At 60.3% G+C, this 20,649-nt stretch carries 18 protein-coding genes and 1 tRNA gene; 11 read left to right on the top strand and 8 right to left on the bottom strand.

Features of this window, described 5'->3' with window-relative positions; genetic code table 11:
* Positions 1–106: 106 nt before the first annotated feature.
* From rbfA to CSQ91_RS21190, 9 genes are all read left to right on the top strand, one after another.
* On the top strand, positions 107–529 hold the full coding sequence (rbfA, locus tag CSQ91_RS21230; protein WP_034782531.1) for a 30S ribosome-binding factor RbfA: 423 nt from the start codon (positions 107–109) through the stop codon (positions 527–529).
* Positions 530–531: 2 nt separating this feature from the next.
* Positions 532–1,467, top strand: a complete 936-nt coding sequence (truB, locus tag CSQ91_RS21225) for a tRNA pseudouridine(55) synthase TruB (RefSeq protein WP_099389528.1) — start codon at positions 532–534, stop codon at positions 1,465–1,467.
* 342 nt (positions 1,468–1,809) lie between these two features.
* Positions 1,810–3,642: a translational GTPase TypA gene (typA, locus tag CSQ91_RS21220; RefSeq protein ID WP_034782534.1), complete on the top strand. Its 1,833-nt coding sequence runs from the start codon at positions 1,810–1,812 to the stop codon at positions 3,640–3,642.
* A 119-nt stretch (positions 3,643–3,761) separates the two neighbouring features.
* Positions 3,762–4,757, top strand: a complete 996-nt coding sequence (gene dusA, locus CSQ91_RS21215; RefSeq protein WP_034782593.1) for a tRNA dihydrouridine(20/20a) synthase DusA — start codon at positions 3,762–3,764, stop codon at positions 4,755–4,757.
* Positions 4,757–5,221, top strand: coding sequence for a hypothetical protein (locus tag CSQ91_RS21210; protein ID WP_099389527.1), 465 nt, complete (start codon positions 4,757–4,759; stop codon positions 5,219–5,221). The genes dusA and CSQ91_RS21210 overlap by 1 nt, the downstream gene beginning before the upstream one ends.
* A gap of 533 nt (positions 5,222–5,754) precedes the next feature.
* Complete coding sequence (locus tag CSQ91_RS21205) at positions 5,755–7,494, top strand: methyl-accepting chemotaxis protein (RefSeq protein ID WP_034782537.1); 1,740 nt, start codon at positions 5,755–5,757, stop codon at positions 7,492–7,494.
* A gap of 81 nt (positions 7,495–7,575) precedes the next feature.
* On the top strand, positions 7,576–7,902 hold the full coding sequence (locus tag CSQ91_RS21200) for an energy transducer TonB (protein WP_092611776.1): 327 nt from the start codon (positions 7,576–7,578) through the stop codon (positions 7,900–7,902).
* Between the two features lie 168 nt (positions 7,903–8,070).
* Positions 8,071–8,643 (top strand): hypothetical protein, encoded by a 573-nt coding sequence (locus CSQ91_RS21195; protein ID WP_099389526.1) that lies wholly within the window; start codon positions 8,071–8,073, stop codon positions 8,641–8,643.
* A gap of 161 nt (positions 8,644–8,804) precedes the next feature.
* On the top strand, positions 8,805–9,188 hold the full coding sequence (locus CSQ91_RS21190; protein WP_034782540.1) for a hypothetical protein: 384 nt from the start codon (positions 8,805–8,807) through the stop codon (positions 9,186–9,188).
* A 63-nt stretch (positions 9,189–9,251) separates the two neighbouring features.
* On the opposite strand, the gene CSQ91_RS21185 is transcribed toward CSQ91_RS21190, so the two are convergent.
* The 3 genes from CSQ91_RS21185 to CSQ91_RS21175 all read right to left on the bottom strand — a co-directional run bounded on the left by CSQ91_RS21185 (position 9,252) and on the right by CSQ91_RS21175 (position 12,558).
* Complete coding sequence (locus tag CSQ91_RS21185) at positions 9,252–9,470, bottom strand: hypothetical protein (protein WP_180278481.1); 219 nt, start codon at positions 9,468–9,470, stop codon at positions 9,252–9,254.
* 35 nt (positions 9,471–9,505) lie between these two features.
* Entirely contained in the window at positions 9,506–9,955 is a 450-nt protein-coding gene (locus CSQ91_RS21180; RefSeq protein WP_034782544.1) for a hypothetical protein, read from the bottom strand.
* Positions 9,956–10,437: 482 nt separating this feature from the next.
* Positions 10,438–12,558: a TonB-dependent receptor family protein gene (locus tag CSQ91_RS21175; protein ID WP_099389525.1), complete on the bottom strand. Its 2,121-nt coding sequence runs from the start codon at positions 12,556–12,558 to the stop codon at positions 10,438–10,440.
* 287 nt (positions 12,559–12,845) lie between these two features.
* On the opposite strand from CSQ91_RS21175, the gene CSQ91_RS29015 reads away from it, so the two are divergent.
* Positions 12,846–13,292, top strand: a complete 447-nt coding sequence (locus CSQ91_RS29015; RefSeq protein WP_180278480.1) for a response regulator — start codon at positions 12,846–12,848, stop codon at positions 13,290–13,292.
* 9 nt (positions 13,293–13,301) lie between these two features.
* Here the strand turns inward: CSQ91_RS29015 and CSQ91_RS21165 are convergent, their stop codons facing one another.
* The 5 genes from CSQ91_RS21165 to CSQ91_RS21145 form a co-directional block, all read right to left on the bottom strand.
* The gene (locus CSQ91_RS21165) at positions 13,302–14,660 is read right to left on the bottom strand and encodes a family 43 glycosylhydrolase (protein ID WP_099389523.1); all 1,359 of its coding nucleotides are present in this window, start codon (positions 14,658–14,660) and stop codon (positions 13,302–13,304) included.
* 181 nt (positions 14,661–14,841) lie between these two features.
* Positions 14,842–14,917 (bottom strand) — tRNA-His (locus CSQ91_RS21160).
* A gap of 142 nt (positions 14,918–15,059) precedes the next feature.
* Entirely contained in the window at positions 15,060–15,905 is an 846-nt protein-coding gene (gene murI, locus CSQ91_RS21155) for a glutamate racemase (protein WP_099389522.1), read from the bottom strand.
* Between the two features lie 66 nt (positions 15,906–15,971).
* The gene (locus CSQ91_RS21150; protein ID WP_034784516.1) at positions 15,972–17,513 is read right to left on the bottom strand and encodes a fumarate hydratase; all 1,542 of its coding nucleotides are present in this window, start codon (positions 17,511–17,513) and stop codon (positions 15,972–15,974) included.
* Between the two features lie 97 nt (positions 17,514–17,610).
* Complete coding sequence (locus tag CSQ91_RS21145; RefSeq protein WP_034784515.1) at positions 17,611–18,225, bottom strand: YqhA family protein; 615 nt, start codon at positions 18,223–18,225, stop codon at positions 17,611–17,613.
* 308 nt (positions 18,226–18,533) lie between these two features.
* On the opposite strand from CSQ91_RS21145, the gene acs reads away from it, so the two are divergent.
* On the top strand, positions 18,534–20,540 hold the full coding sequence (acs, locus tag CSQ91_RS21140) for an acetate--CoA ligase (RefSeq protein WP_099389521.1): 2,007 nt from the start codon (positions 18,534–18,536) through the stop codon (positions 20,538–20,540).
* Positions 20,541–20,649: the final 109 nt, after the last annotated feature.

The following is a 20,649-nucleotide window of genomic DNA, read 5'->3' as shown; positions in this document are numbered from 1 at the left end:
TAATGGCGCGGACATATCGTTGTCCGCGCAAACACGTGGGGCGCATTGGTCAACGGGCAACCGTTTGACCCATGCGCCCTGCGGCACTTAGGACAGCATAATAATCATGGCTAAACATAGCAAAACCATGCCAGCGCGCGGCTTGCGCGTGGCCGACCAGATCCAGCGCGATCTGGCTGAAATCGTCGCCTACGAATTGAAGGATCCACGCGTCGGCACGATGATCACCATCACCGAAGTGCAGATCACCCCCGATTACGCGCACGCCAAGGTGTTTTTCACGATGTTGAAAGACAGCAAGGAAGCCATCAAGAACACCACCGAAGGCCTGATGGCCGCGTCTGGCTTCATCCGTGGCTTGCTGGGCAAGCGCCTGCACATCCACACCCTGCCGATGCTGCATTTCGTGCATGACAGCTCGACCTCGCGCGGCATGGAAATGTCCTTGCTGATCGACAAGGCCAACGCCACGCGCGCGGCCGACGCCGAGCCGGACGAAAAGCCTGCAGACAAAGCGGACGAGCAATAAGCGTGGCGGGTCCGAAGAAACCGCCCGGCATCAAGCGGGTGCGCGACCTGGTCGATGGCGTCCTGCTGTTGGATAAGCCTGTCGGCTGGTCCAGCAACGATGCCCTGATCAAGGCCAAGCGCGTCTTGAACGCGAAGAAGGCGGGCCATACGGGCACGCTGGATCCGTTCGCCACGGGTTTGCTGCCGCTGTGCTTTGGCGAAGCGACCAAGTTCTCGCAGGACTTGCTGGAAGCCGATAAAACCTACGAAGCCCTGGTGCACCTGGGGCAGACGACGGATACGGGCGACACGGAAGGCGAAGTGCTGGAAACGCGCGACGTCAACGTCACCGAAGAGCAGATCGAAGCCGTGCTGGCGCAGTTCCGCGGGCCTATCCTGCAGACGCCGCCCATGTACTCGGCCTTGAAAAGGGATGGCAAGCCCCTATATGAGTATGCAAGGGCAGGCATCACCCTGGAGCGCGAAGCGCGCCCGGTGACCATCCACAAGCTCGAGTTCCTCGGCTATGACGCCCCGTTCCTGAAATTGTCCGTGATGTGCAGCAAAGGCACGTATATCCGCGTGCTGGGCGAAGACATCGGCCATGCCCTCGGTTGCGGCGGCCATTTGAACGCCTTGCGCCGCACGCAGGTGGGCAGCCTGACGCTGGACGGCGTCGTCACGCTCGACGAATTGACGGCGCATGCCGAACCGTTGAGCCTGCTGGCTCCCGTCGATGCCTTGCTGTCGAGTTTCCCCGCCGTCCAGCTGACGGAAGAATTGGCCAGGCGTTTCCTGCATGGCCAGCGCATCGCGCTGGGCAAGGAAGACGTCGCCGTACCGGCCGAACCTGGCCGTGTGCGCGTGTATCACGACAGCAAGTTGCTGGGCACGGGCCAGTTGCAGGAGTACAGCATCCTGGCCCCGGAGCGTCTGATCGCCACCGCGCATCAGTGAACACCTGACCAAACCTACTGCGCGTCGTGATTTGCGGCCTGCGATGCTCACTGTGCATGCGCACAGCTGCGCTTCTTAGCCACAACTCACTTCCGCTCGCTACGGTTTTGTCAGGTGTCGTTAAGTCATAGGTAAGTCATGGTCAAGTCATATTGATCAGCGACACTGCTAACCCGGTGTCGCATTTTTAAACAAATCGTCCCCGACTGCGGGAGCCGCCAGCATTTTTAGATAGCGTTGCAACGCAACATGCTATACTACGCGGTTCCGGAAATAGATTAGCATTCGGGTATCTCGTACACCTTGTACGCACTCCGCAGTTTTTCAGTAACTACTACGACCATGTCAAATACAAAACGCGCAATTCGTAATATCGCCATTATCGCCCACGTTGACCACGGCAAAACCACGCTGGTGGATCAGCTGCTGCGCCAGTCCGGCACCTTCCGTGAAAACCAAGCGGTCGACACCCGAGTCATGGACTCGAACGACCTGGAAAAGGAGCGCGGCATTACGATTCTGTCGAAGAACTGCGCCGTTGAGTACGAAGGCACCCACATCAACATCGTCGACACCCCAGGCCACGCCGACTTCGGCGGCGAAGTGGAACGTGTTCTGTCGATGGTGGACTCGGTTCTGCTGCTGATCGATGCACAAGAAGGCCCGATGCCGCAAACCCGTTTCGTCACGCGCAAGGCGCTGGCACTGGGTCTGAAGCCTATCGTTATCGTCAACAAGATCGACCGTCCAGGCGCACGTCCGGACTGGGCCATCAACCAGACGTTCGAACTGTTCGACAAGCTGGGCGCTACCGACGAACAACTGGACTTCCCTATCATTTACGCTTCGGGCCTGAACGGCTATGCCGGCCTGACCGAAGACGTGCGCGGCGGCGACATGAAGCCGATGTTTGACGCCATCCTGGAACACGTTCCAGTACGCGACGACAATCCTGAAGGCCCGCTGCAAATGCAGATCACCTCGCTGGACTACTCGTCGTACGTCGGCAAGATCGGCATTGGCCGCGTCAACCGCGGTACCGTCAAGGTCGGCCAGGACGTGCTGGTCATCAATGGCCCAGGCGCCACGCCAATCAAAGGCCGCATCAACCAGGTGCTGAACTTCAAGGGCCTGGAGCGCGTGCTGGTGGACGAAGCCGTCGCCGGCGACATCTGCCTGATCAACGGTATCGACGAAATCGGCATCGGTTCGACCCTGTGCGCAGTGGACACTCCGGAAGCGCTGCCTATGCTGACCGTCGACGAGCCGACCCTGACCATGAACTTCATGGTCAACAACTCGCCACTGGCTGGCCGCGAAGGCAAGTTTGTTACCTCGCGTCAACTGCGTGACCGTCTGGAAAAAGAATTGAAAGCCAACGTTGCTCTGCGCGTGGCACCAACCGACGACGACACGATCTTTGAAGTATCGGGCCGCGGCGAGCTGCACCTGACGATTCTGATCGAAAACATGCGTCGCGAAGGCTTCGAGCTGGCCGTTTCGCGTCCACGCGTGGTCTTCAAAATGGTCGATGGCGTGCGCCACGAGCCGTTTGAAAACCTGTCGGTTGACGTGGAAGAAGTCAACCAGGGCGGCGTCATGGAAGAACTGGGCCGTCGTCGTGGCGACCTGCAAAACATGGAATCGGATGGCAAGGGCCGCGTGCGTCTCGAGTACCTGATCCCGGCGCGTGGCCTGATCGGCTTCCAGGGCGAATTCATGACCCTGACCCGCGGCACCGGCCTGATGAGCCACGTATTCCATGAATACGCGCCAGTCGACAACACCCGTGGCGAAATGGCTGGCCGTCGTAACGGCGTGCTGATCTCGCAAGATGACGGCGCTGCTGTTGCCTACGCTATCTGGAAACTGCAAGACCGCGGCCGCATGTTCGTGTCGCACAATGACCCAGTCTACGAAGGCATGGTCATCGGTATCCACTCGCGCGACAACGACCTGGTCGTCAACCCGATCAAGGGCAAGCAGCTGACCAACGTGCGTTCGTCGGGTACCGACGAAGCGGTGCGCCTGGTACCACCAATTCAGATGTCGCTGGAATACGCAGTCGAATTCATCGAGGACGACGAACTGGTGGAAATCACGCCTAAATCGATCCGTCTGCGCAAGCGCTTCCTGAAAGAGCACGAGCGTAAAAAAGCGTCGCGTGATTCGTAATCTGTTGTAGAGCATGGCCTGCGGGCCATGCCGCTCCCGGCCCGCTGCGCCGCGTCACCATCACTGGTGAGGCGCGCAGCGGGTTTGTCATTTGCAGCTCCTGTTTTTTTGTAGACACCATGACTTCCTCTTCTTTGCCTTCCCGCCGCCTGTCCGTCGCCCCGATGATGGACTGGACCGACCGCCATTGCCGCAAGTTCCACCGCGAAATCACGCGCCACACCTGGCTCTACACCGAGATGGTGACGACGGGCGCGTTGGTGTACGGCGACGTGGAGCGCCATTTGCGCTTCAACGAGGAAGAGCATCCGGTGGCGCTGCAGCTGGGCGGCAGCGATCCGAAGGACCTGGCCACCAGCGCCAAGCTGGGCCAGCAGTGGGGCTACGACGAGGTCAACCTGAACTGCGGCTGCCCGTCCGAGCGCGTGCAAAAGGGCGCGTTTGGCGCCTGCCTGATGGCCGAGCCGCAACTGGTGGCCGACTGCGTGAAAGCCATGCGCGACGTGGTCGATATCGACGTCACGGTGAAACACCGCATCGGCATCGATGACAGCGAATCGTACGACTTCGTGCGCGACTTCGTCGGCACCGTGGCCGACGCCGGCTGCAAGACGTTTATCGTGCATGCGCGCAACGCCATCCTGAAAGGCCTGAGCCCGAAGGAGAACCGCGAGGTGCCGCCACTCAAGTATGACTATGCCTACCGCTTGAAGCGTGATTTTCCCCAGTTCGAGTTCATCATCAATGGCGGCATCAAGACGCTCGACGAGATCGACCTGCACCTGCAGCACCTGGACGGCGTCATGCTGGGGCGCGAGGCGTACCACAACCCGTATGTGATGGCGCAGTTCGACCAGCGCTACTACGGCGACGACGCTCCCGTCAAAACGCGCGAACAGGTGCTCGAAGCGATGATTCCCTACATCAGCGCGCAGCTGGAAAAAGAGGCGGGGCGCTTGAAATTGAACAGCGTCACGCGCCACATGCTGGGCCTGATGCAGAACCTGCCCGGCGCGCGCGGCTTCCGCCAGACCTTGTCGGATTCGAAGAAGCTGGCCTCGGGCGACCCGCGTTTGCTGCTGGAAGCGGCGGCGCGCTTGTCCTTGCCTGCCTGATGCGCGGCGACTGCCACGCCCATGCACGGCAGTTGCATGGTTACCTGCAAGCCGTCACCGCGCTGAAGGATGATGGCAGTCTGTTTCTTTGCGAGTATCTGGGACCCATCGCGCCGCAGGCGTCGCTCGACGCGCTGTGCCGCACGCTGAAGCTGCCGCCGGACGGCATGCGCCTGCAGCCGATCGAAAGCATGATATGCAGCGGTGCCTTGTGCACGCCGCGCCAGTGGCTGCTCGAGCGCTTGCTCCCGACGAGCGAGGCCGACCGCAAGCCGCTCGACGCCCGTTTATATGACGGTTTCGAGGGTGAACTGGCCGAACTGCTGGGCAGCGAGCCGTACTGGTATCAATTGGTATCATCGGGCCAGGGCATCGTGGCTGGTCGATTGGGTGCCATCTGGAGCATCTTTGTCTTCGGCACGGACGGCCACGCCTATATGATGTATTGCAGCTGGGACCGCTGATCCAAGTTGTCTATACCGCTGCCCCGGCGCAGTGGTATTGTCCGCACCACCCCTTCCTCTGAGTACCTTTCCCAAAACGATGTCATATGGCTATGCCATGTGTTGTAAATGCGCTGTTTCGGCGCACGCCCGCACTGTCGTGGGGCATTTCTAAGGGGCAAGAAACGGCATTGTTGCCATTTCCCCGAAGAAAGTTAATCAGCTATTTATTCAGGTACTTATTGCTTGCTTTGAGGCAAAATTTACACCTATAATTGATTATAGACAAATATTTCTCATATGAATGTTTGATGTTGATCTCACATCAACGGTGTCAAAAATTCAGTGTGTGGAACAAATTTGCATTCGCAGTCACTGGCGTTTTCAGGGCTGTTGTAGACCAGGAAGTACCCCAGGCTGCGTGCGGCCGGAGACCGCCAGCATACCAATGGGTAAGGGCGGATACCGGTGTTACGCAGCCTTCGTCTTGTCGTGCCGGGCAAAATTCTTATCAATAGTTTCATTTACGAAGAGCCGAAATGAATTTAGCAAAAATGAAGGTTGGTACCCGCCTGGGCCTGGGTTTCGCCCTGGTACTGGTTCTGCTGGTGGCCGTGACCGTCCTCGGCATCGCGCGCATGGCGCAAATCCAGGAACGTCTCGATCACGTGATCAATGTCAACAACGTCGTCACCCGCCTCGTGATCGACATGCGTGGCAACGTCAGCGACCGCATCACTTCGCTGCGCATCCTGACCCTGATGACCGACGCGGGCGATATGGAACCTGAAATGGCGCGTATCAAGACGCAGACCAGCACCTATCAGGAAACGCAGAAGAAGCTCGAAGAGAAATTTGCCGTCGAGTCGACTCCTGAAGAAAAAGCCCTGCTGGCCTCGATCAAGGAATACGAAGCCGCCGCCATGCCGGCCATCGCCAAGGCATCCGCGCTGTGGATGGCCAACGATGCGGAAGGCGCCACGCGCGTGATGATCAAGGAAATCCGCCCGGTACAGAAAAAATGGATGGAAGCGCTGGAGCAGCTGGCCGTGCTGGAAGACAAGCTCAATGAGCAGATGCAATCGGACGCCCGCAAGGCCTTCGACAGCGCGCGCCTGTTCATGATCATCCTCGGCGTACTGGCCGTGGCGATGGGCGTGGCAGCGGCACTGGTGATTACCCGCGGCCTGCTGAAACAGCTGGGCGGCGAACCGGACTACACGGCATCGATCGCCGGCAGCATCGCCAATGGCGACCTGTCGATCGGCATCCACACGCAGCCTTCCGATACCTCCAGCCTGCTGGCGGAAATGAAGGAAATGCGCAACAGCCTGGTGGGCATCGTCGGCCAGGTGCGCGTCGGTACGGAAACCATCGGCACGGCCTCGCGTGAAATTGCCGACGGCAATATCGACCTGTCGTCGCGTACGGAAATGCAGGCCAGCGCGCTGGAAAAAACCGCGTCGGCGATGGAAGAGCTGACCTCGACCGTGAAGCAGAATGCGGACAATGCGCGGGAAGCCAACAAGCTGGCCGCCACCGCTTCGGATGTCGCCATCAAGGGCGGCTCCGTGGTGTCGCAAGTGGTTGACACCATGAGCTCGATCAATGAGTCGGCGAAGAAGATTGTCGACATCATCGGCGTGATCGATGGCATCGCCTTCCAGACCAACATCCTGGCGCTGAACGCGGCCGTGGAAGCGGCACGTGCCGGCGAGCAAGGCCGCGGCTTTGCCGTGGTGGCGTCGGAAGTGCGCAACCTGGCCCAGCGCTCCGCTGGCGCGGCGAAAGAAATCAAGATCCTCATCGACGATTCGGCCGAGAAAACGGAACGGGGCACGCGTCTGGTCGGCCAGGCTGGCGTGACGATGGGCGAAGTGGTCGACAGCGTGCGCCGCGTGACCGACATCATGAGCGAGATCGCCAGTGCCAGCCAGGAACAAAGCGCCGGCATCGAACAGGTCAATCTGTCGATCATCGAGATGGATGGCATGACGCAGCAAAATGCCGCCCTGGTGGAGCAGGCAGCCGCCGCGGCGCAAAGTTTGCAAGACCAGGCGGCCGAACTGGCCCACGTGGTCAGCATCTTCAAACTGGTCGAAGGCGAAGAGAAGCCGGCAGCGTATGTGCCGGCTCCCGTGGCCGCCGCACCAGTGGCCGTGCGCAAGCCGGCAGCGGCATTGCGCCCGGTGAAGTCGTTGACCCGCAAGGCGGAAGCGGCCGCTCCCGTGGCCGCCGCGGCGCCACGCAAGGCGGCAGGCGCCGGCAGCAATGACGAGTGGGAAGAGTTTTAAGCGCGGTCAACAGCGCACCGGAAATTGTAATTACCGTATCTGATAATCATGGGGAAGCACATGTTTGAGAATAAGCGTTTTATGAGTGTTGCAGCAGCCTTGCTGGTGTCCGTTTCTTCCGCGGCCTTTGCTGCCGAGGTGCCGGCGTCGTTCGATGCCAAGAACTGCAAGGCCGACTATCCGAAAGCCTCGCTGATGAACGAAGAGCAGGGCACCGTGTCGATGTCTTTCCTGGTCAATGCCGATGGTACTGTTGCCGATTCGAAAGTCGACAAGAGCAGCGGCTTCAAGAACCTGGACAAGGCCGCCATCAAGGCCCTGTCCGCGTGCAAGTTCAAGCCGGGCACCAAGGATGGCGCCGCAGCGCAAACCTGGACCAAGGTTGACTACGCCTGGAAGCTGGACTGATCCACGTATTGCCGGGAGCGAGGCTCCCGGCATGGCCATATCCGCTACGGGCGGCGCCTGCAAGGGTGCCGCCCGTACTGTTATGTGCGCCAGCCAACGGCACTGTCGCCGCCGATTCTGTTACCCTCGAAACATACCTTCGGGATCTCCCATTACAAGAGGCCTACCATGCAGCGCATCCTGACACTTTTTTCCCTGACCGCCAGCGGCTTGCTGCTTTCCGCCTGCGCATCGCTGGGCACGCCCGTGGGCTTGCTGGCGGGGCAGACCGTGGCCGTCGTCAATAGCCTGAGCTGGGATAATCCCCTGACGGGCAAGCGCGACGGCGTGCGCACCAGCTGGCCCATCAAGGATGGCAAGATTGCCCCTGAATATTTCCCACTGGCGCAATTGAAGCAATGCGAGGCCGGCGGCAAGCCTTGCGCCTGGGGCGTGATGCGGGCGCAGCGCAGCGCGCCCACGCTGAGCTATGTGGACGGCGGCGTGGACCTGGCTGTGAGCGTATCGACCGACGTGGCGCGGCGCCAGGATGCGCGCCAGGGCGAGACGCAAACGGCGATGGCGATTCCGCAGGATGTGGCCGCGCTGGCTGGCCGGCAACAGGTGCAGCCCAGCTGGAAATTGAAGTATGGCAAGGTCGAGCAGGTCGAGCTCGATTACGGGGTGCGCTACCAGGTGTGCGTGCAGCGCTACGATGCGGCTGGCAAGGCCATCGATACGTGCGCGATTCCGTTTATTTGAGGAAACATGCCGCACGAGTGGCTTGTGGCGGCTTTGCCACATTTCATGTTGCGGCGTGCGTCGGCGTGTAACAATCGGTAAAAGCGCAGCAAAGCTCGACGTAATTTCTTATAGTACTTAATTAAGGTAGTACATGGAATTGGTACTCGAGGAGAATTGCAATGAAAACCCTGTTGGCAGTAATTTCGCTGGCCGCCCTGGGTGGCTGCGCCGTGGCACCCCCCGGTCCCGCATATTACGGTTCGCGCGCGCCGCAGGGGGCCTACAATCCCTATGAATGGCATACGGTCTCGTCCGAGCCGGTGCAGTCGGGCCGCGTGATGAGTGCACCGCGCGTGGAATACACGAATGAGCCTGTGTACGTGCAGCAGCAGCCGGTGTACGTGCAGCAACCCGTATATGTGCCGGCGCCCGTGTACGCGCCGCAACCGTATTATTACAATCCACCCGTGACGATCGGGCTGGACTTCATGTTCGGCTTTGGGCGCTACGGTGGACACCGCGGTGGCTGGGGCGGGCATGGACGCTACCACGGCCGCCGCTAGACTATTGCGCTTGCATGCAGGACAAAGCCGGACAAGCGTTGCTTGCCCGGCTTTGTCATTTTATTAGTGGAAATAAACCGAACCCTGGTGCAATACGTCCGCCGAACACAGGATGTACATCGCCGCCGCTGCCAGACCTATTTGCAAGGCGCCAAAGCTGATCGGGATGAGGCGGGACATGTCGTACTCCTGAGTGGTGTGAGGTGTGGTCAGGCTTTCATCATAGGATGAGTTGATGCCTTTGGGCATCGGATGAATGTCCGCCGCCATGTAGGACAACACCTCGTGCCTGGCGCCCCGCCTCGCTCTCCGGCTGTTTAGCGGTTTTTCCAGCGCACCACCGGCTCTTCCGGCGCCGTGTCCGGCACGTTCGAGATCGCCAGCCAGTGCGTCAGGCGTTCCGGGTGCTTGAGATTGATGCCCATGCCATCGATGATGCCGACCTGTTCCAGCATGCGCGCATCGATTTTCGCCTTCGACACCGTGGGCGCGCCCATGACCATGCGGTCATACGCCTTGCGCGCCTTGTGTTCCCACTTGTGCAGATTGCTTTCGTCGAAGCGGTTCGCTTCGAAATATACGGTCAGGGTGCCATCGAGGTTGCCGAAGCCGACAATGCCCGCGCCCTTGCGGATGGTGGTGGTGTTGTTGATGTCAAATTCCGCCGTGGGCACGAAAATGCCGGCGCGGCCATCGATGTCAGGACGCCCTACGGGCGTTTCCTTGCCGTAGGAACTCGTTTCGGTAATGGTTTTTTCTGCGGACATGGTGCGTGTGTGGTGGCCGTGCCGGGAGCGCGATCGGGCCCGGCAGCGCCAGTCATCCTGTTCAAAAAATGCGTGCTGATGATCAGGGCGGGGTAGGGGCCCTGGCGGAGCGATGCTTGGCATTGCTTGATACCCCGCTATTGTAGCGTCAATTTAATTCTTCTTGGCAACATTTACTGATGTGATGCTCCCGTTTTCCCATGAAAAAAGCCGTCCGGCCAGGCGGCGGAGCGGCTGTTGCGCGACGGCTTTTCAGATTCAGGCGGCTGCCTTGCGGCGCGCAATGAAACCCAGCAAGCCCAGACCCAGCAGCAATTTTCCCCCACAGCGAACGCGGCCTGCAGCGTGCTTGCAGCAAAGAATTTTTGTGACTTCGGGGGGCGTAAAAAAACCTGCACCATTACAACAATGGCGCAGGTTTTTGCGTGCAGCAAGCGTGTGCCCCCGCCTATCGACTCGATAGGCGGGGGCAGCGGATCAGGTCAGAACGCCAGGCGGCCCTGCAGGTAGACCATGCGCGGCGCACCCACCATCTTGCCCAGGTTGCCGTCCGATGTGCGCGTGAAGTAGCGCTTGTCGCTCAGGTTGTTGACGCCGGCGACCAGCTCCAGGCCCGCCTGGCCCGGCACTTTCCATTTCACTTGCGTGTTCCAGGTGCGGAAGCCGGGAATGATGCCCAGGTTGCCGGCCGCGTTTTCCGCCACGGTGTTGGCTTCGTCCGCGAACTGGCGGCTCTGATGGTTGCTCGACAGGTCGAAGCCCCAGGCGCCCAGCTGGTAGTGGGCGCCGACGGTATCCGTGTTGCGTGAATAGAAGGGCACGTCATTGCCCGCGTTCACGCCATCCTGCAAGGTCGCCTTCGTATAGGTGTAGGTGGCGTAGGTATTCAAGCCGGCCAGCGGGCCGGACTTGTCGAAGTGGTAGTCGATGGCCGTTTCCAGGCCCCGGTGATGCGTGGCGCCCACGTTGTAGAAGATGGCGCTTTCGCCGCTGCCGACGGACTGGATCTGGTTGTCGAACTTGATGTTGAACAAGGTCGCTTCGGCCGACAGCTGGCTACTCTTCCAGCGCGCGCCCAGTTCGGCCGTCTTGGCCAGTTCCGGCTGCAGCGGATTCTTGTCCGATTGCGAGTTCAGCTGCGTGTTTTGCACGGCGCCAAACGAGCTGTTGTAGTTGCTGAACAGGGTCACGTTGTTGTTGAGCAAGTAGGCCACGTTCAGCGAAGGCAGGGCCTTATTGTTGAGCAACTCGATCTTCTGGTCGGTCGGCAAGTGGTTGAAGCGTTCCGTCTTGATGTGTTCATAGCGCACGCCGGGCGTGATGCGCCAGGCATCGATGGCGATCTTGTCGTCGATATACACGGCTTGCGCATCGGTGGAATTGTCGGCGAAGCGCGTCGGATTTTGCTTTACGCCGCTGGCGATGACGATGTTGTAGATGGTCTCGTCGGCCCGTTCGGCCAGGTAGCGATAGCCGACGGTGATGTCCTGCGATACCTTGCCGGTCGTGAAGCGCTGCGTGTAGCGCGGCTCGATGGCCGTCGTTTCATAGTTGCGCGGCTGGCGGCCCAGGCCCGTGCGGCCAGCGTTGATCAGGGTGCTTTCGCGCGAGCTCTTGTTGTAATAAGCGCGCACTTCGAATTCCTGCGTGCTGGAAATGGCGTTCAGGTAGCCGATGTCGAAGGCCTTGCGCTCGCCGCTCCAGTAATCGGTCGGGCGCGTGTTTTGGAACGGGTCTGCCTTGTACTGGGCGGCCGTCAGGCCGCCCGGTGTACGCGACGTCACGTCGTAGTAGGACAGCTTGGCGTACACCTCGGCCGTCGGGCTCAGGTCGTAGCGGAATTTCAGGGCGAAGTCGTTGACCTTCTCATCGCTGCCCACGCGCCAGTCGCTGCCGCGGATGCCGGAATACAGCACGGCAAGGCCCAGGCCGCTATCGAGCTGGGTGCCGGCAAAGACGCTGGCCTGCGTATTGTGGCCCACTTCGCTGTACGAGTTGTAGCGTACGGTAGCGTCGCCCGTGATGCCTGGCGTGGTGGGCACGCGGCGTGTCTTGAAGTTGATGATGCCGCCCACGTTTTGCGGGCCGAAGCGCACGGCGCCGCCGCCGCGCACCACGTCGACCGTCTCGACATTGGCCAGGCTGACGGGCGCGAATGACAGTTGCGGCTGGCCATACGGCGCCACCGACATCGGGATGCCGTCCAGCAAGACTGTGCTGCGCGGCGAATAGCGTCCGGCCAGGCCGCGCACGCCGATGTTCAGTGAAATGGCGCTGCCGGCGCTGCCCGAGTTGTCGCTGATCTGCACGCCGGGAATGCGGCGCATCACATCGCTGAGGCTGGTAGCGCCCGAGTTCTCGATGTCATCCTTTTGCACCACCGTGCGGGCTCCCGCGAAATTCTTCGTGCTGGCGGCCATGCTGGTGCCCAGCAGATTGCTGCTGACCTGGATGGATTCGAGGATGGGACCGGCGTTATCGGCGGTATTGGCTGTATTGGTCTCCTGTGCCTGCGCGGAAAAAGAAACGCCCAGGCAGGCGAGGGCGATGGCCAGCGCGCACGGGCGCAGCGAAAAGGGCAGTGTGAAAGGTGTGGCAGCCATGCATGGATCTCCGTAATGACAATGTTTGCGCGGGCAATCGGGCGGCGCGACAACATCGTGGCGTGGATATCCGGCGCAAGGGGATGATAATGATAATGATTCTCATTTTATCCGTCAATTGCGAATATTGCGTAGTGGCCATATGGCTGCCTGCGGGCGGAGAAGTGTTGCTGGCCCGGTACAGCGGGCGGCTTGGATTGCCGCCTGGCACCAGTGCTCGGGTGCGGCGGCATTGTGCGCGCTTCTTGTATACTCCCGCTTTTGCAGCCGTCAGACGTAAACGTACAATGAGCCAGACAACTGAAACGACACCAGGCAATCCCCCCGTGGAACGCCGTCAGGGCGACCAGCCGGCAAGTGCTGCGCGCAAATTGAATCTGCTGGTGGTCGACGACAACCAGGAGGTGGGCGAATCGCTGGCCATGCTGCTTGAAGCGCTGGGCCACCACGCTGTGGTGGTGCGCAACTGGCAGATGGCCGTCGAGCAAGTCAAGCTGTGCGTGCCCGATGCCGTCTACCTCGACATCGAAATGCCCGGCATCAGCGGCATCGAAATCGGCCGCCGCCTGCACCACAATCCCGAGACGGCCAACGCCGTGCTAATCGCCGTCACGGGCCACAGCCTGCCCATGTACATGGAAGATGCGCTGGCCGTGGGCTTCCGCCACTTCCTCGTGAAACCCGTGCGCCTGGACGACCTGGCGACGACGGTGCAGTCGGTGCTGGCGGGCTAGTTCCCGATCCTACGGCCGGCTCAGAGACCACTGCTGGTTGTTCGCGTTGGTCAGATTCCACTGGATGATCTGCGCGTTTTCCGCCGTGCTCAGGTTGAGTACGTCCAGGGTCAGGTTGCTGTAGCGGTTGCTGATCGTCTGGTAGCCGGCAGCGGGACCGGCGAAGCGCCATTGCTGGCCCAGTCCGCCCCAGTAGCTCCATTGCGCGATATTCGTGCCGGCCGTGGTCGAATTGTTGTAGTCGTCCAGGCCCAGCAGGCTGTTCGCATTGATCAGGCTATAGTAGCCATCGCCGTGTCCCACCACATACCATTGCTGGTGTTTTGCTCCCGTATAAGTTTGCTGCTGCACCAGTGCGCCATTCGCCGTGCCGGCGCCCGCCACGGCGAGCGCCTTGCCGCTCAAGCGCGAGCGTAGCACCGTGGGGCCGTCCGAGATGCCGCCGCAGCTGGCGACAGAGAAATTGCGCGTCAGGCTGGGCCAGCCGCTGTCATACGTCATCTTCAAAATGTCGAGCTTGGCCGCGCCATTGTCGTTGACGTCGTAGTAGTGGATCGAGGTGTAGTTGCAGCCATCCTGCTTGAGCACGCCGATATGGCCCGGTCCCTTGTACTTGCCATCGAGGTTAGGCAGCAGCGTGCGCGTGCCGCTGTACGGCCCCGTCACGCTGCTGGCGCGCTGCACTTCCACGTAATACGTGCTGGCCGCGCCCTGGCAGCATTTGCCGCGGTTGACGAACAGATAGTAATACTCGCCGTCGTGCGTGATGTAGGGCGCTTCGATATCCTTGCCGCCGCCACCGAGGATGGTGGTGACGTTGCCGCTCGTCTTGCCCGTGGCCTGGTTGATTTCCGTCACGCCGATGCCGCCAAAGAACGAGCCGTACGACATGTAGACCTTGCCGTCATGATCGCGGAACAGGGCCGGGTCGATGGCATTGATTTCCGCACCGCCCCCATACGATTGCACCACGATGCCCAGGTCCGTCCAGCTGGGGTTTTTCAGCGAGGCGGAGCGGGCCACGCCGATGGCCGACACGGAGGTGCCGAAGGTGGAGACCGAGTAATACAGGTAATAGTAGCCGTTCATGTGGATCACGTCGGGCGCCCAGTACGAGCCGCTGAAGTTGGGGATTTTATTGGCGATCCAGGCCGGCGGCGTGCTGAACACGGGCGCGGGGCCGGCCGACCATTTCAGCAGGTCCGTCGAGGTGGAATACCAGATGCCGTCGCCCGTCGTGAAATTGAAATACGTGTCGCCGTCGCGCGTGAGGGTGCCGGGGTCGTGCGCGTTCGGCACCCCCGTCAGGTTGATCGCCTGCGCTTGGGCGCAGAACATCAGGCACAGTGCTGCCAGGATATGCTTCATCGTTGTCTCCGTACTGTTTTTATGGGGCGGTCCAGGCCGCACCCCAGAGTAGGGCGATGGTCAAATTTGCACTAATGAATTTTTTGCAGGAAGCGATACCGGGGTAGGTATCGCTGAAGAAATAAAGGCGGCGCCGGAATAGAAAAAGCCCGGTTCGAAAACCGGGCTCTTCTTTATTCTGTGGGGTGGCTGATGGGGCTCGAACCCACGACAACAGGAATCACAATCCTGGACTCTACCAACTGAGCTACAGCCACCACTGTCTTACTTACCTGTTTAGCTGTTTTGCTGAACAGGTGCCGAATTATACAAAGAACTCGGCAAAGTGGCAAATCTAAATGCAGTCTTTTTTAAAGAATCGAAAGATTGCATGAAAACGGTCGCTTTTGCTCCCACCGCTCACACGGATAGGTGTGCGACAGGCGGCTGCAAGTCCAGCAAACCGGCGAAGGCTTTCGCCAGGGATTCGACCTTGGCCGTCGTGTAGCCTTGCAGCCGTGGTGCGTCATTGTTAATGCGGCGCAAGCTTGCCGCATCGAGCAGACGGGCCAGCTGGCGCGCCACGGCGTCGCCCGTGTCCACCAGGGTGATCTGTTCCTGCGTGTGGGCGCGCACCGTGCGTTCGATGGCGTCCTGTACGAACAGGTAGTGCGTGCAGCCGAGCACCAGCGTGTCGACGCCTTGTTCCAGCATGGGGGCGATGTAGCGTTCCAGCATGGCGCTGGTGGCGTCCTGCGGATCGGTGCCCAGTTCGCACTGTTCGATGCGGTCGGCCAGGCCGATGCAGGGCTGCAAGATGAACGTGGCGCCCGTGGCGGCGCTCACCTGTTCGCGCAGGGCCAGCAGCTTGTCGCCGCGCAAGGCGCGTTCCGTCGCCAGCACGGCGATCTTGCCATTGCGGCTGATGGCGGCCGCCGGTTTCAATCCCGGTTCGACGCCGACGATGGGCAGGTCGGGATAGCGCGCGCGCAGCGCCTTGATGGCGGCGATGGTGGCCGTGTTGCATGCCACGACCAGCGCCTTCGCGCCTTGCTGCAATAAAAAGGCGGTGATCGCCAGCGAACGGTCGACCACTTGCTGTTCCGTCTTGTCGCCATACGGCGCATAGCCGGAATCGGCAAAGTAAATCAGGTCTTCCTGCGGCAGCTGCGCGCGGATATGGCGCAGCACCGACAGGCCGCCCACGCCGGAGTCAAAAATGCCGATGGGCGCGTCTGGGCGGGCAGTGCTTGCAATAGAAGTCATAGGGAACCGGGGAAGATAAAAAACGCCGCGCTGATGTTGCCGCGCGGCGTCTATGGTAGTGCTTGTTTAAGCGACCGTCACGGGAATCTTGCTGACGCTATTGAGTTGCTCGATCTTCGCCTGCCACTCTTTCGGGCCCGTGTTGTGCACCGAGGTGCCTTTCGCATCCACGGCCACCGTCACCGGCATGTCGACCACGTCGAATTCGTAGATCGCTTCCATGCCCATGTCGGCAAAGCCCAGCACCTTGGCGTGCTTGATGGCTTTCGACACCAGATAGGCGGCGCCGCCCACGGCCATCAAATAGGCCGACTGGTGCTTCTGGATCGATTCGATGGCGACCGGACCGCGTTCGGCCTTGCCGATCATGGCGATCAAGCCCGTCTTTTCCAGCATCATGTCGGTGAACTTGTCCATGCGCGTGGCGGTCGTCGGGCCGGCTGGTCCGACGGCTTCGTCGCGCACCGGGTCGACGGGGCCGACGTAGTAAATGACGCGGTTCTTGAAATCGACCGGCAACTCTTCGCCCTTGGCCAGCATGTCCTGGATGCGCTTGTGTGCGGCGTCGCGGCCCGTCAGCATCTTGCCGTTCAACAGCAAGGTCTGGCCCGGCGTCCACGAAGCGACTTCTTCTTTCGTCAGGGTGTTCAGGTCGACGCGCTTGGATTTTTCCGTGTCCGGCGTCCAGTGCACTTCCGGCCACGACGACAGCGATGGCGGTTCCATGTAGGCCGGGCCCGAGCCGTCGAGCACGAAGTGGCCGTGGCGCGTGGCGGCGCAGTTCGGGATCATGGCGACCGGCTTCGACGCGGCGTGCGTCGGGTGCATCATGATTTTCACGTCGAGCACGGTCGTCAGGCCGCCCAGGCCTTGCGCGCCGATGCCCAGCGAGTTGATCTTGTCGCACAGCTCGATACGCAGTTCTTCCAGCTTGTTCTGCGGGCCGCGTTGTTTCAGCTCAAACATGTCGATGTCTTCCATCAACACTTCTTTTGCCATCAGCATGGCTTTTTCGGCCGTGCCGCCGATGCCGATGCCCAGCATGCCAGGCGGGCACCAGCCGGCGCCCATGGTCGGCACGGTCTTCATGACCCAGTCCACCAGCGAATCGGACGGGTTCATCATGATCATCTTGGATTTGTTTTCCGAGCCGCCGCCCTTGGCAGCCACTTTCACGTCGACGGTATTGCCTTCAACCAATTCCATGTGCACGACGGCTGGCGTGTTGTCCTTGGTGTTCTTGCGGTCGAAATGCGGGTCGGCCACGATGGAAGCGCGCAGCTTGTTGTCGTCGAAGTTGTACGCGCGGCGCACGCCTTCGTTGACGGCGTCGGTGACGGTGCCGCTGAAACCTTCGAAGCGCACGCCCATGCCGATTTTCAGGAAGACGTTGACGATACCCGTGTCCTGGCAGATAGGACGCTTGCCTTCCGCGCACATGCGCGAGTTGGTCAGGATTTGCGCGATCGCATCTTTTGCCGCCGGGCTTTGCTCGGCCGCGTAGGCGCGCGCCAGGTGCTCGATGTAATCAGCAGGGTGGTAGTAGCTAATGTACTGCAACGCTGCGGCGACGGATTCGATCAGGTCTTCTTGCTTTATGACAGTCATGGTGTTCTCGCGGTGGATAAGAAGGGTAAGACTTTGATGCTAGTTACTTGATGCTTGGTGCTGCTTGCTAATTAGTACGGTAGTGCAGGAGCGCTCCTTAATGCGGTCGTGCCTGGTTCTGGGTTACCGTCATGATGCGGTCGGTGTACGCAATGGCCATGGCCGAAATGATGAAGACCATGTGGATTACCGTTTGCGCAATGATCACTTCCATCTTGTAGGAATTGGCATTGATAAATGTCTTCAACAGGTGGATGGACGAGATGCCGATGATGGCCATCGCCAATTTCGTCTTCAGCACGGAAGCATTGACGTGCGACAACCATTCCGGCTGGTCTGGGTGGTCATCGAGGTGCATGCGCGAAACGAAGGTTTCGTAGCCGCCAATAATGACCATGATCAGCAGGTTCGAAATCATGACGACGTCGATCAGGCCTAATACCACCAGCATGATGGTCGCTTCATTGAGTTTGGTCGGCAGGGCGCTGCCCGGCACGGCAACGGCCGTCAGCACGTGCTGCAGGGCTGCATCATTGCCGAACACGGCGCCGATCAAGTCGGACAATTCCACCCAGAAATGGAAGACATACACGCATTGTGCGAGGATCAGGCCCAGGTACAGCGGCAACTGCAGCCAGCGCGACATGAAGATGAAGGAGGACAGCGGGTGCAGCTTGGTATGTTTGGATGACGGTGGTAGGTGGTCGATCATGTGGGGTTTCCTGGGGGAGTAAATACCAATTTTTGGTATGCCCGACATTTTACACTTGCTGCTGATTACTGCGCATGGCCTTGCTCCTGATTATTAGGTTTGATGAAACACGAAGTGGTATTGAACCTTCGGTGCCGCATGCATTTTCCCAGTGAAAATACTGTACGGCGTCCCCTTGACTCCCATTGCCGAAGGCGCTTATGGTTAGCCTTGATAGGGGTAAAACGCTGCATAAACGCGACATGTAAGGCGTCCGTAAGACACGGGGTCTATCGTGTTAGCAAACAATTACTACACTGGAGACAAGCATGAGCGCTACAGAAAACCAAGGGCAGGGCACGGAACAGCAGGGACCGGAAGAGTCGCGCGTATTTGACCCGTCGGCGGCGTTTGCCGCACAGGCCACCATTTCCGGCATGGACGCCTACCGCGCCATGGTGAAAGAGGCGGAAACCGACTATGAAGGCTTCTGGGCCAAGCTGGCGCGCGAAAACCTGAGCTGGAAGAAACCGTTCACCCGCACCCTGAACGAAGACAATGCACCGTTCTACAAATGGTTCGAAGACGGCCAGCTGAACGTATCGTACAACTGCCTGGACCGCAATATCGAAAATGGCCTGGGCGAAAAGACGGCCATCATATTCGAAGCGGACGATGGCACCGTCACCAGGGCAACATATAAAGAGCTGCACGAAAAAGTCTGCAAGTTCGCCAACGGCCTGAAAGCCAAGGGCATCGCCAAGGGCGACCGCGTGATCATCTATATGTCGATGTCCGTCGAAGGCGTTGCCGCAATGCAAGCCTGCGCGCGCATCGGCGCCACCCACTCGGTCGTGTTCGGCGGCTTCTCGGCAAAATCCCTGCAGGAGCGCATCATCGATGCGGGCGCCGTGGCCGTCATCACGGGCGACGAGCAATTGCGCGGTGGCAAGAAATTGCCATTGAAATCCATCGTCGACGAAGCGCTGGCGCTGGGCGGCTGCGACTCCGTGAAAAACGTCATCGTGTATAAACGTACGGGCAGCGACTTGCCGATGGTGGCCGGCCGCGACACGTGGTTGCACGACCTGGTCGAAGGCCAGTCGGCGCAATGCGAGCCGGAATGGGTCGATGCCGAGCATCCACTGTTTATCTTGTACACCTCCGGTTCGACGGGCACGCCGAAGGGCGTGCAGCACTCGAGCGGTGGCTACCTGCTGTGGGCCGCGCTGACGATGAAGTGGAGCTTCGATATCAAGCCGGACGACGTGTTCTGGTGCACGGCCGACATCGGCTGGGTGACGGGCCACAGCTACATCGCGTATGGCCCAATGGCCGTGGGCGCCACGCAAGTGGTGTTCGAAGGCATCCCTACCTACCCGAATGCGGGCCGTTTCTGGGAAACCATCAAGAAGCACAACGTCAGCATTTTCTACACGGCGCCAACGGCCATCCGTTCGCTGATCAAGGCGGCCGACGTGGACCCGAAAGTCCATCCAGGCAACTACGACCTGACCAGCCTGCGCCTGCTGGGCACGGTCGGCGAGCCGATCAATCCGGAAGCGTGGATGTGGTACTACAAGAATATCGGCGGCGAGAAATGCCCGATCGTCGATACCTTCTGGCAAACGGAAACGGGCGGCCACATGATCACCCCATTGCCGGGCGCCACGCCGATGGTGCCAGGTTCCTGCACCCTGCCATTGCCGGGTATCATGGCCGCCATCGTCGACGAAGCGGGCCAGGACGTGCCGAACGGCCAGGGCGGTATTTTGGTGGTAAAACGTCCATGGCCATCGATGATCCGCACGATCTGGAACAACCCCGAGCGTTTCAAGTCCAGCTACTTCCCGGAAGAACTGGGCGGCAAGATGTACCTGGCCGGCGACGGAGCCATCCGCAACAAGGACACGGGCTACTTCACCATTACGGGCCGCATCGATGACGTGCTGAACGTGTCGGGCCACCGCATGGGCACGATGGAAATCGAATCGGCCCTGGTCGCCAACCCGCTGGTGGCCGAGGCCGCCGTGGTGGGCCGTCCGGACGACACGACAGGCGAATCGATCTGCGCCTTCGTGGTGCTCAAGCAAGCGCGTCCGACAGGCGAGGAAGCCAAGAAGCTGGCCCTGGAGCTGCGCAACTGGGTCGGCAAGGAAATCGGCCCGATCGCGAAACCGAAGGAAATCCGTTTCGGCGACAACTTGCCGAAAACCCGCTCCGGCAAAATCATGCGCCGCCTGCTGCGCGTGCTGGCCAAGGGCGAGACGATCACGCAAGACGTCTCGACTCTGGAAAACCCGGCCATCCTGGAGCAGTTGAAGGAAGCGTCTTAACAGACAGGCCAGTGCCTCGGGAAGGGCTGTGCGCAGCACCAGGGCGCATCCTTCCGGCGGGCCTGGCCCAACTTTTACCTCTGGGTAAATAACTTTGGCAGTCCGTAGA

The organism is Janthinobacterium sp. BJB301 (assembly GCF_002735685.1).
GTDB lineage: Bacteria > Pseudomonadota > Gammaproteobacteria > Burkholderiales > Burkholderiaceae_D > Janthinobacterium > Janthinobacterium lividum.
The sequence above is the reverse complement of the archived record's forward strand: the minus strand, read 5'-3'. Positions and strand labels throughout refer to the sequence as shown.